Here is a 12,152-nt window from a genome sequence, read left to right as displayed (position 1 = left end):
AGCTAAAATAGTCTTATATTTTGTGGTGAAATGTTCATTTTTTATTTAAATATCATTTTTTCTCATATTTTACTTCTAAATAGTTCAAAATTTTTAATCAATTGAACTTATGCTAAATTTTTGTGATTTCAAAAGTGCATCTTCTTTAATACTGCTAAATTCATATTAGAAATACATTTTCAAATAAATATTTTGACAATACAGAATCAAAAAAAGGGATCATGTTGCATCATCCCTTGTTATTGATCTTTGAATTATTTACGTTTTTTCTTACCACTGAGCAGATCTATGGCTTGGGCATAACGTGTAGGTGCAATCCGCTGAATTAAATCAATGATTTTGGCGTCATTGCCGATTAAAACACGACGTTTATTCTGTTTCACTGCATCTAAAATCACTTTTGCTGCAACTTCAGGCGGTGTTTTCAGCACTTTATTAAAGGCTTTCGTGGCTCTATCTGGATTCATACCCAACGCGCGAATACTGTCACTCATACGTGCGCTATTTGCAATATTGGTTCGAATTCCACCCGGATGCACGCAGGTAGCGCTCACTCCGACATTTTCCAAATCTAATTCTTGACGTAAAGATTCTGTAAAACCACGGACTGCAAACTTAGTTGCATTATAGGCACTTTGAGTCGGTTGAGCTGTCAAACCAAATAAGCTGGAAATATTCACAATATGTCCATCGCCACTTTGTCTTAAGTACGGTAAAAATGCTTTTGTCCCATACACCACGCCCCAGAAATTGATATTCATAATCCACTCAATTTCATCATAATGCATACCTTCTACTGTACTGGCTAGCGCGACACCCGCATTATTAAAGATCAAATTGACCTGACCAAATTCAGCTTGGGTTGCAGCCGCCCATTGCTCGACAGCGGCACGATCAGATACATCTAACTGGGTCTGAGTTATTTTCACACCGGTGTGCTTAATCATTTCAGCCGTTTGTGCAAGACCGTCAAGGTTCCGATCACTTAATGCTAGATGCGCACCTGATTGAGCCAGTTGAATGGCTAATTGCTGTCCAATACCTGAACCTGCTCCAGTAATGGCTGCGACTTTGTTGTTAAAATTTTTCATCGTTATTCCTATACACACTTAATCCAGTTCAGTGATCAAGCCGCATTTTCGTATTATTCATAGCACAAGCTTAACGAGTTCTAATCTATGAATGAAATGATTTTATTTAATTCTAAAATATGAATGCTATACATAGCTATTTAGCGTTATTTCTTCAAACAAATTAATGTAATTCGACATGATTAGAGCAAAAAATTAAAAGCTTTAATGAGCTTTTTAGCTAATACTTTTTACGGATTGTAGCTCCAATTCTTTTAATTCAAACTGCGTTTGATATTTATAAAAGTGATACAAACCCCAAATGTTATAAACAAAGCTCAACATTTATTCTATTTTTCTACACGATCCAGATTCTAGATATTCAAAATCAGTATATAAAATCCACAATATATACTTATTTTTTTGTGAATATAGCCCTTGAAGACAGCAAGGCTGATGCTTTGTAATTTTCCAAGTCTTGTGTATCCACCTTTTGGAAGATCAGGGATGCACATCTCTTACTATGTTCAATAGAGGTTCTAAAATGATAAAAACAACTCTTAGCCTAATCGGTTTATCACTGGTGTCTAGCTTAGCATTGGCTGCTGATCCATTGCATGGTACTAAATGGAAAACCATCGATGACCAAACCAAAAAACCTTTATCTGTAGTTCAATTTAACGAAACCTCAAATGGCGTTTTATCTGCAAAAATCGTTGATGTACTCACCACGGGTGAAGCAGAAAACTGCCAAAAATGTGTTGGTAAATTCCACAATAAACCATTACTCGGTGTACAAATCGTGAATGGTTTGAAAAATACCGGTAAAAATACCTATGATGGCGGTAAAATTACTGACCCGAAAAATGGTAAAACCTATAGCTTCAATGCCAAAATGTCGAATGACGGTAAGACCTTAAATGGTCGTGGCTATATTGGTGTATCTGCGCTTGGACGCAGCCAAACATGGATACGTGTAAACTAATCCTTAGTGTACAAATTCAAAAAGCGGCTCGATTGAGTCGCTTTTTTGTATGAAAACCTAGAATGAAATTATTCGACTATAAAATTAAACCGTATAACGTTTGCTTAGCCCCCATTCGGCTAATATGCGACGATACGTTGTGGATGAGCGATCTGCTTCGAAATGCGCCTCCATACTGATATCCAGTGGCAATTCCTCAGGTTTTTGACTTTCCACCATGTCCTGATCTTCAGCAAAAATTTGTGCATTAAAATCATAGACCGCTTGCAAATCGCCAGTGGTATCAAAATTACGAGTTAAAGGCACAAATAAACGGGTTTTATTATGCGATACAGGACAACAGGCATTTAAGATTTTCAACACCCCATTTTCAGGAAAATCGATGGTTAAAATTGCTGAAAATGGTGGATAGACATCAAATGCTCTTTTCCATAAAAAATCTTCTGGCGCTAAATGTTGTAAGTCATGCGGATAATTACTCACATCACTGAGATATTCTGTATGTAGTCCATAGTCCGTACGTACTGTGGAATATTTTTGTACTTTAGGATTTTCACGGTCTGCAAAGCTCTCATGATGCACCCATGCGAAATGTGCAACATCAATAAAGCCTTCGAGCTGACGCCCACTTGAACCACCAATATCTACATAAGGTGGCAATATCGATTGGTGCTGCTCGGTATCCCACGTGTCTAAATCTGGAAAATTGGCCGTAGATTCGTCTCGGTTAAATAAACTGGTCCACACCAATCCATATTTCAATACAACTGGAAATTTAGTTAATGAAAAACGCTCTGAAATTTGAGTCAGCTCTGGCTGTGCGGGAATTTTTACACACTTTCCTGCGCCGTTATAATGTAAACCATGATATGGACAAATAATGTCTTCACCCTTGACCCAGCCTTTAGTTAATGGCACCCCTCGATGTGGACAAATGTCACGAACCAAATGAATTTTTCCACTTTCAGTTTGATATAACGCCATTTTTACATCGAGTAATTGCACTTGTTGCGGTTCAGTCGAAACATCTTCTACACGTGCAACGGGATACCAATGCTGCGCCAAAATATTCCAGTCGTTAGCATCAAATGTACTGCACTGAGGTTGGGTAAATAAATTGAGTACTGGAATGGCATTCATAGTTCATCTCGACATTTTCAATATTTCTTCAGCATTTAGCATCATCAAAATTTACTAAATCCTTATTTTCTAAGTCGAAATTAAAATCCAAACACATTTCTGTCTATTAGAATGATTTGCATAGATTGTTCTGTTTTTTAGAACATTAAGTGTTGAATACTGCTTGATTTGATAAAGCTGGCATGAATATCGCTTAAAATACATAACATTATGATTCGCTGATCACGCGATAGAGATTGAAGCCTGTATGTCGATTACCTTTTCTAGATTTTCTGAATATTTTATGGCGGTTGCACGCACTGGGAGTCTACGCAAAGCTGCTGAACAACTTTTTATTTCAGTTTCGGCAGTACATCGACAAATCGTTTTGGCAGAGGAAGAACTGGGGGTTGCCCTATTTGAACGATTACCTCAGGGCTTAAAACTGACGCTTGCAGGTGAATTACTGTATGCCGATTTATTAAAATGGCAAAAAGAATATCAACTGACACGAACTCGATTTGATGAAATCCAAGGTTTAAACCGTGGAAACATTGAAATGGGCTTTATTGCGGCTTTGAATGACAGTTTTGTCGTCGACTGCATTCAAAAGATGGCTGAAACTTATCCGTGGATCAACCTCAACATCAACATGAATAGCAGTGATGATATATCCAGAAAAATCGTCGATGCAGAATTAGATTTTGGCATTATCTTAAATCCCAAAAGCCATAGCCAATTAGAGATTTTATCCTTTATAGAAATTCCGTTAGGCTTTGTGATGTCGCCGCATCATACCCTGGGTGGAATGGATAAAATTTATCTTTCAGATACGTTAAATGAACGGCATATTTTACCGAGTGAACCACTCATTATTAGTGAATATGTACAGACTTTATATAAACATCATAAGTTTAGTCCGATTCAAAAGATCGAATGTAATGACATTAGAATGATATTGTCATTGGTTCAGCAACAATTAGGCATCAGTTTGATGTCATACATGGATGCTTTGCCACTGCTTGAGAATAATAAGATTATTTTTAAACCAATCCGTGAAAAAGGCTTACACAGTTTGACCATCGCTTTATGTGTCGCATCGAAGCGCCAAACCTCTCGAATTTCTCAGATCATGATTAATCTTTTGGTGGAAAAAATGGAAGAAATTAAGATCAATTTAAAATCTTTGAACCCCTAAAACCATTATTTAGGCTTTTTTTGTCACTTAATTTTTTGAAAAAAAAATGCCAGTGCGAATAACCCGTACTGGCTGCTGAAAGCTAAAGTTTTATTAGTTTATTTTTTTAATCCAATGGATTACCTACAATATTACTGATAATACCTTTCATAATATGATTGCCTTGTTCCTTACGCAGTTCTGCATACCATTCGCGCGTTACGCTTACATCTTTCATATGGGTTACATCACAACGCTTACGCGCTCGCAGAACCAATTCATTGGCACGTTCATTACGTTTATTTTGATAACGACGCAATGAATCTTGCAACCCTAAAGTATTGATTTGCAAAGAACGGGCTAAATATATTGCGTCTTCCATTGCTTGGCAGCCGCCTTGTCCAATATCCGGCGTTGTGCTGTGTGCTGCATCACCCACAATCACCACACGACCTTTGTAGAAATCTGCAAAAGGTTCAATATCATGAATTTCTACCCGATTGGTTTTTTGGGCATCTACAGCATCAATTAGCTTTTGAACCGGTTCACACCAGCCCTTAAAGTATTCTTTAAATAAAGCCTTATATTGTGTTCGGTCATTTTCTAAGCCTGCTGCTAAAGGGACATCAAAGAAGAAATAGAATCGATTGTCGGCAACGGGCATCAGCGAAACACGTTTACCTTCTCCTACAAATGTCGTCCATTGATCTGCCGCAGCAAATTCTTCTGAAATATCGACTAAACCGTTCCAATTGACATAACCTGCATAGCGGCGCTCAACTTGTTCCCCCAATACATACGCCCGTGTCAATGAATGTGTACCATCGGCGCCAACCAATAAATCAGCCAGAACCTCACTTCCGTCAGCAAAATGTGTGATCACTTGATCATCTTGTTCTGAGAAGCTCACCATTTTTTTGCCTAGATGAATATTCTCACGACCAAATTCATCCATAAGCATATTTTGTAAGTCAGCACGTGAAACGGGATAAGGTCGCTGTCCAACTTCTTCGATTAAAGGAAACAGACTAAACTGCGTCATAACATCGCCCGTTAAGCCATCGATATAGGCTAAATGATCCATCTTGCCACCGAGCTTTTCGACTTGTTCGGTTAGCCCCAAATAGTTCAAACATTTGACACCGTTAGACCATAAAGAAATGGCGGCTCCAACAGGTAAAATTTGTTCTGCCTGTTCATAGATGGTTACTTGGTGTCCAAATTTTTTCAAAGCGATCCCAGTCGTTAGGCCCGCCATACCTGCACCAATAATTGTAATGTCCATCTATAACTCCCCTGTGTTTTTTTAAATATCTTTCTCCTAAAAAGCGAAAAGCATGCCATTTTTTCAAACAAACAATAAAAAATTCTAAAGTTGGCACAGGCTGTGCTTCTAAACACGTGTAAATGCTAGTTTTTATCAAATGTTAAATTTTTAACACTAAAAACAAAATGCATATGTTTTAAATGAAAATAGTGAATGGATTTTATATATGGCGACTTTACTCGCACCAAGTTTTGATATTCCTGCACAATTACAGACACTTACAAATTTAGCAGATGACCGTATTGGTGCAAAAATACTTGAATGTTCAGATGATTTTTTTGCAGAAGCAAAACGCATGCTTCAATTTAATGCACCTATCTTTGTCGAAGATAAATTTGATGAGCATGGCAAATGGATGGATGGTTGGGAAACGCGTCGTAAACGCCATGCAGGTTATGATTGGGCAATTATCCAACTCGGTGTTGCTGGCCGAATTCAAGCCTTAGATATTGATACAACATTCTTTACTGGGAATTATCCAGCTTCCGCATCAGTTGAAGCCTGCTTTGCACCGAGTGGTGAACTAGCACAGGCAGCATGGGTCAATATCTTAGGCAATACCGTATTGGGCCCGAGCCAACACCATATATTGAAGGTCTCAACTGATCAGGTTTTTACCCATGTGCGTTTAAATATATATCCAGACGGCGGTATTGCACGATTTAAAGTCTATGGTGAAGTTCAGGTTCAAATTCAAGACAGTATGAGCACATTAGACCTCGTTGCACTAGAAAATGGTGGACGTGTTATTGCTTATAGTGATGCTCATTTTGGACATCCACGAAACATAATTAACCCTGGTCGCGGCATCAATATGGGAGATGGTTGGGAAACTAAACGTCGCCGTGCACCAGGTTTTGACTGGTGCATTTTGGCTTTGGGCCAATCTGGTGCAATAGAGAAAATTGATATTGATACTGCCCATTTTAAAGGCAACTTCCCTGCGCAGGTTTCCATACAAGCGATTTATGTAGAAGATGCCACTGACCCTCAACTGATTCCGCAAAGTATGTTCTGGCCGTTTTTGCTCGACGCACAAGACATGCAGATGGATCATATTCATAGCTTCGTTAGTGAGATTTTAAAGCATGAAAAAATATCGCATATCCGCATCAATATGATTCCTGACGGGGGGATTAGTCGCATACGGTTATGGGGAAAAATACATCCTTAATTGCAGTGTTAATCAAATAGGAAGCCTTCGTGCTTCCTATGTGTATGGTTTCAATTTTTTTTAATTAAATGCCCTATAAGATATCTAAACATGACACACAGCATAAAAATACAAGCTCTAAGTATTGAAGGCTTTGCGCCTTTTGGTGAGGTTATTTGTACGACTGGACATGATTTTTTCCACATCAATGACGCACATACAGAGCGATATCATGCCCTCGTAGAAACAGAAATTTCAGGTGATGCGGTTGCTGGAATTAGCCTCTTTAGAAATATCAAAACTACTGAGTTGCCTTTTACGATTTCGATGTTGGAGCGTCATCCCAACGGCTCGCAAGCTTTTATTCCAATGCAAGCACAGGCTTTTTTAGTGGTTGTTGCACCTGCGTTAGATGATCACAGTCCCGATCTTACACAGCTATATGCTTTCATTACTGATGGTAGCCAAGGAGTCAATTATCGTGCAGGAACATGGCATCATCCTCTCCTAACACTCGAAGCACCGAGTAGCTTTGCCGTTATCGATCGTATTGGCGCTGGGCATAATTGTGATGTGTTTCAGTTCCCAACGCCTATTCACATTTCAAATTAATGTATTTTTAGCTTAAATACTTACAGTTAAATAGACTAAAAATCACTTAACCATCTGTTAATACATTCTTTATTTAACCTATTGATATAGTTTAATTAAAAAATATCGCAATAAAAAAGCCCTCTACTTCGAGGGCTTTTTTAAACTATAAAGTTTTTATTTTATGAATCATCGTGAGGTTTAAGACTTAAAATCTGCCATGATTAATGTTGCACATCTATCGCCATGCTTGGTTTTTTAACCTGATCTTTGCTCATAGTCACTTCTTTATTTTTAAATAAATTCAGATGATTGAACACAATATTTAAAATAATCGCCATCAAACAAGTCGAACTAATGCCTGAATGAAAGAGTGTTTGCACCCATTTCGGGAAGTTTGCATAGAAAGAATGATCGATAATTGGAATCATTCCTGCTGCAATCGCAGTCGCAACTATGATGAGATTCTTTTGCTCGTTATAGTCAATTTTCGCCAAGGTACGAATACCACTTGCCGCAACTGTTCCAAACAAAACTAAACCTGCACCGCCTAAGACAGGGACTGGAATCGCTGCAATCAGTCGCCCCATAATTGGCAGAACGCCTAATACGACCAAGATCATCCCACCCGCTGCGACAACAAAGCGACTTTTCACGCCTGTAATCGCTACTAAACCGACATTTTGTGCAAAAGCACTTTGCATGAATGAACCGAAGATTGGTGCTGCTGCACTAGATAGCATATCAGCGCGTAAGCCATTGGTAATACGCTCAGCATCTACTTTAGTACCAACAATTTCACCGACAGCAATAATGTCTGCCGTCGTTTCAGTCATAATGACTAAAGTCACGATCAGCATGGCAATAATGGCACTTAACTCAAAAGTTGGCATACCGAAAGCAAAGAAGCTTGGAAATTGAATCCAGTTACCATTTGCAACTTTAGAAAAATCTCCAAAGCCAAAGGCATAAGCGAGCACTGTACCGAAAACGATGGCTAACAAAATAGATAAACGTCGGATGGTTGCATTACGGGTTAAGTTCAGCGCAATCACAATACCCAAAGTCAAAAATGCCAAGCTGATGTTCTCAGCACTTCCCCAGTCTGGTGCTTTATTGTTCCCCCCCATCATCCAGCGTACCGCTACAGGCAGCAATGAAAGACCAATCACAGTGATCACACAGCCAGTCACAATCGGTGGGAAAAAACGAATAATTTTTGAAAAATAAGGTGCTAGGAAAAATCCTATTAGGGATGCAACAATCACCGCGCCATAAACAGCAGAAAGGCCACCGCCTGCGGTTACTATGGCAATCATCGTCGCCACACCTGCAAATGAAACCCCTTGAACTAAGGGTAATTTTGCACCGATATATTTTACACCTACGGTTTGTAGTATGGTCGCCAAGCCACCCACAAAAAGCGCTGCCGCAATCAATAAACCGATTTGCGCAGGTTCAAGTCCCGCGGCTGTACCAATAATCAATGGCGGAGCGATAATACCGCCATACATGGTTAATACATGCTGTAGACCATAGGCAAGGCTTTTCCCTGCGCCTAAATATTCATGTTCTGGTGAAACTGTTTTATCTTGTTCTGCCATTTTTATATCCCTTATTTTTTAACTTTGCTCTTAGCTGCCACGATACGTTGAATATGCAAATGGGCTGATGAGTAATGGAATATGAAAATGCTGTGAGGAATCTTTTACATAAAAATGAATCACAGCTTTTGGAAAAAAGGTTTCTGTATTTAAAGTTTGAAAATATTCAGCTGTCGCAAATTCAAGGCTATAAGCCCCTGCTGTAAAGTCCTTCAGCGCAAAATCATTAACGCGACCATCAGCATTGGTTTGGGCTGAACCTAGCAACTCTCCGTGTGCATTAAATAATTGAATGCTGACGTTCACTGCAGGTTTACCCAGATTGGTATCTAAAATATGTGAGCTAATCATATGCTAAGCTCCTGTTTTAATCTTAATAAGGCAATTTCAGCCAATTGATGATGAACAATTCGTTTTTCGGTTTCAGGATCATTCAATAATCGATATTGCAGCGCCTGCAGTACATCTTCACTACTGAGGCCTGAAGCTTTGATTAAAAAGAGATAACCGTACTTTTTCTCATACGCCATATTGCCTTTGAGCAATGCAAATTGAGTTTCTTCATCTGCTGAAATTTCAGACTGTTCTCGATTAGAAAATTGTTGCTCCAAACTACTTAATTCAGCCTGTGCCTTTTTTTCACCAATCCGTGGATGGTTATCTAGAGCATTTTTGATTTCATCCCAAGTCCAAGCATTTGCAGCTTTTACTGCTTGCTCTGTGATATGCGTGACAGAGGTATAAGGGCGCTGCGCCACAATGTGTTCTGCCCAGCCTTCAATTTGCACACAGTGCTTTAAAAAAGTTTTTACATCTGCTTCGGATGCTTTATTAAATTCAACAAGTTGCACTATAAAATCGCCTAAAATTATTGAATGATTGTTCAAATTTAGTTTTGCAATATCAGTGCCAACCTAGGTCTATGATATCAGTTACCGAAGTACAGGCCTAAAAAAAGAGGAGCTAAACTCCTCTTTATCCAAATATTTTTTTAGACTGCATGATGTGTATACCAATGTTCCGCGATATCACCACGGCGACAGATCCAGACTTTTTCATGTGATTGCACATAATCTAAGAATCGTTGTAGTGCTTTAAAACGGCCTGGTCGCCCTAAAATACGACAATGCATCCCAATCGATAACATTTTTGGCGCGCTTTCACCTTCTGCATATAGCACATCAAAAGCGTCTTTAAGGTATTGATAAAATTGTTCACCACTGTTGAAACCACCCGGTGAACAAAACTTCATATCATTGCTTTCGAGTGTATAAGGAATAATTAAATGTGGACGGGTTTGACCACTTTCATTCGTCAAATGACTCCAAAAAGGTAAATCATCACCATAGTGATCGCAGTCATATTTAATTTGCGGAAATTCAGCCAATAGCTGACGTGTGTTGGGACTGTCACGCCCTGTGTACCAGCCAATAGGCGTCTTTCCAAATAAAGCTTCATGCACACTAATCGCCTGATCCATGTGCTGACGTTCCAGCTCTATCGGCATATCTTGATAATGTAACCAGCGTTGACCATGTGAAACGACATCATAGTTGGCTTGTTTGATCGCATCGACGATATAAGGATTGCGTGCTAAAGCCATACCAACGCCAAAGACTGTCATGGGTAAATCACGTTTTTTAAATTCTTCATGAATCCGCCAAAAACCGACTCTGGAGCCATATTCATACATCGAGTCCATCGACATATGTTTGGCAGGAAAACTGGCCGCTCCAATAATATCGGATAAGAATTGTTCTGATCCTGCATCCCCATGTTCGATGTGGTTTTCTCCACCTTCTTCATAGTTCAACACGAACTGCACTGCGATACGTGCCTGATTAGGCCATACGACTTGAGGTACATCGCCATGATATCCAATTAGGTCTCTGGAATAATCCTGTTGTTGGATCTGGTCAATTAAGTCTTGTCCACGTAAGTAGCCTGTAGTCACTTCAACTTCCTAATTTGTTATATCAAACAGTAAAAAAATTAGGTAGAAGCAAGCAAATTATGCGCCAATGTCATAGATGGCTAAATAGCTTTTCATATCAGAGACCATTGCCTTTTTTTAAAATATTGAATGGTTGCCCTGAATCATCTGCAATGATTGAAATTTGCCAAATTTCATCTATTTCTGGAAAATTCTGATGCAGTTGATCAATGAAATAGTAATAACCCGGTGTATTTTCGGTAATATAAATGATTGTATTTGAACACAATATATAGAGCTGAATCTCATCAATGGTTCCAAGATCTTGGCGTACGACATCTATACTTTGAATATTTTTCCATAATATAGTTTTAGTGCTTATTTCAGGCCCAGTTGTAGTGTAAGTGAAACCATCATTAAAATATTCAAAATCACCTTTCTCCTGTCTTACACTCTCAAATTCATTTGTTTTATTTTTTATATCTTGTTTTAAATCAATAGAATCTACAAACCAAATATGAGGATGATAAATTATTGCATTCCAAATAATAAAAATACAAAGTGTAATAAACCATATATTAGCTGTAATTACTATTGTAAGCACTGCCAATATAAATAAGATAAAACCCAAATTTAGGTTTAAAAATAGTAGATTTGAAGTACTTATTGGTAACCGTACTTTCATTGGTAACTGCTTGAACAAAATATCATCATCATTCAATTTTTCGTTATATTTAAAGTAAAAACAAATTGCCAGTATTAAAAATGATATTAAGCCAATGAATGTAAAATGTTTTTTCCATATTTGCCAATTAGATAAAAAATATATAAAAATGACCATAAATATTGAAATTGAACAATACATCGTAAGTAAGGAATTTAAAAAAATATGCATTCTCATTGTTTGTTTAATCTAGTAATTTTTTAATGGTATAACTATAAAGCCTCTTTCATAAATCAAAAAACGAACAGTCTCTTGCTGATTATTTGTACCGAAGAATTTTAAATATTCATGCATAATCTGCGGATGAATTATATCGATTCAAAGAAGCTTTCTGAAACACAGTTTAAGCGATACACCGGCATATCATGGTCAACCTTTGATTTAATGGTTGAACAACTGAAAATGCATGTTCCTGCTAAAGGTAGACCAACTAAATTGAGCATAGAAGATCAAATCCTTCTGTGCTTAA

The 12,152-nt window shown here is 38.1% G+C and carries 12 protein-coding genes; 4 read left to right on the top strand and 8 right to left on the bottom strand.

The genetic code is table 11. From position 1 onward, the window contains the following. Window positions 1-254 precede the first annotated feature (254 nt). Window positions 255-1,091 carry an SDR family oxidoreductase gene (locus FTV27_RS14355; protein WP_078193339.1) on the bottom strand — a complete coding sequence of 279 codons (837 nt, stop codon included), beginning with the start codon at window positions 1,089-1,091 and terminating at the stop codon, window positions 255-257. A gap of 523 nt (window positions 1,092-1,614) precedes the next feature. Between FTV27_RS14355 and FTV27_RS14350 the strand changes: the two genes are divergently transcribed. Then, the gene (locus FTV27_RS14350; protein WP_180079087.1) at window positions 1,615-2,055 is read left to right on the top strand and encodes a DUF2147 domain-containing protein; all 441 of its coding nucleotides are present in this window, start codon (window positions 1,615-1,617) and stop codon (window positions 2,053-2,055) included. 84 nt (window positions 2,056-2,139) lie between these two features. Here the strand turns inward: FTV27_RS14350 and FTV27_RS14345 are convergent, their stop codons facing one another. Next, the gene (locus tag FTV27_RS14345; RefSeq protein WP_180079086.1) at window positions 2,140-3,195 is read right to left on the bottom strand and encodes an aromatic ring-hydroxylating dioxygenase subunit alpha; all 1,056 of its coding nucleotides are present in this window, start codon (window positions 3,193-3,195) and stop codon (window positions 2,140-2,142) included. A gap of 247 nt (window positions 3,196-3,442) precedes the next feature. Between FTV27_RS14345 and FTV27_RS14340 the strand changes: the two genes are divergently transcribed. Further along, window positions 3,443-4,372, top strand: a complete 930-nt coding sequence (locus FTV27_RS14340) for a LysR family transcriptional regulator (protein ID WP_180079085.1) — start codon at window positions 3,443-3,445, stop codon at window positions 4,370-4,372. 106 nt (window positions 4,373-4,478) lie between these two features. On the opposite strand, the gene hpxO is transcribed toward FTV27_RS14340, so the two are convergent. Further along, a complete protein-coding gene (hpxO, locus tag FTV27_RS14335) occupies window positions 4,479-5,636 on the bottom strand; it encodes an FAD-dependent urate hydroxylase HpxO (protein ID WP_180079084.1) in 1,158 nt (385 codons plus the stop codon). 208 nt (window positions 5,637-5,844) lie between these two features. On the opposite strand from hpxO, the gene alc reads away from it, so the two are divergent. Beyond that, window positions 5,845-6,852 (top strand): allantoicase, encoded by a 1,008-nt coding sequence (alc, locus tag FTV27_RS14330; protein WP_180079083.1) that lies wholly within the window; start codon window positions 5,845-5,847, stop codon window positions 6,850-6,852. Between the two features lie 90 nt (window positions 6,853-6,942). Continuing rightward, window positions 6,943-7,443 carry an ureidoglycolate lyase gene (locus FTV27_RS14325; RefSeq protein ID WP_180035231.1) on the top strand — a complete coding sequence of 167 codons (501 nt, stop codon included), beginning with the start codon at window positions 6,943-6,945 and terminating at the stop codon, window positions 7,441-7,443. A gap of 203 nt (window positions 7,444-7,646) precedes the next feature. Here the strand turns inward: FTV27_RS14325 and FTV27_RS14320 are convergent, their stop codons facing one another. From FTV27_RS14320 to FTV27_RS14300, 5 genes are all read right to left on the bottom strand, one after another. Continuing rightward, complete coding sequence (locus FTV27_RS14320) at window positions 7,647-9,026, bottom strand: nucleobase:cation symporter-2 family protein (protein WP_180079082.1); 1,380 nt, start codon at window positions 9,024-9,026, stop codon at window positions 7,647-7,649. 30 nt (window positions 9,027-9,056) lie between these two features. Then, complete coding sequence (uraH, locus tag FTV27_RS14315) at window positions 9,057-9,377, bottom strand: hydroxyisourate hydrolase (protein WP_180059856.1); 321 nt, start codon at window positions 9,375-9,377, stop codon at window positions 9,057-9,059. Next, complete coding sequence (gene uraD, locus FTV27_RS14310) at window positions 9,374-9,877, bottom strand: 2-oxo-4-hydroxy-4-carboxy-5-ureidoimidazoline decarboxylase (protein ID WP_180079081.1); 504 nt, start codon at window positions 9,875-9,877, stop codon at window positions 9,374-9,376. Before uraD ends, uraH begins: the two co-directional genes overlap by 4 nt. A gap of 140 nt (window positions 9,878-10,017) precedes the next feature. Then, window positions 10,018-10,980 carry an allantoinase PuuE gene (gene puuE, locus FTV27_RS14305; RefSeq protein ID WP_180079080.1) on the bottom strand — a complete coding sequence of 321 codons (963 nt, stop codon included), beginning with the start codon at window positions 10,978-10,980 and terminating at the stop codon, window positions 10,018-10,020. 97 nt (window positions 10,981-11,077) lie between these two features. After that, entirely contained in the window at window positions 11,078-11,644 is a 567-nt protein-coding gene (locus tag FTV27_RS14300; RefSeq protein ID WP_180079079.1) for a hypothetical protein, read from the bottom strand. Window positions 11,645-12,152: the final 508 nt, after the last annotated feature.

The organism is Acinetobacter sp. YH12251 (assembly GCF_013417465.1).
GTDB classification, from domain to species: domain Bacteria; phylum Pseudomonadota; class Gammaproteobacteria; order Pseudomonadales; family Moraxellaceae; genus Acinetobacter; species Acinetobacter amyesii.
The sequence above is the reverse complement of the archived record's forward strand: the minus strand, read 5'-3'. Positions and strand labels throughout refer to the sequence as shown.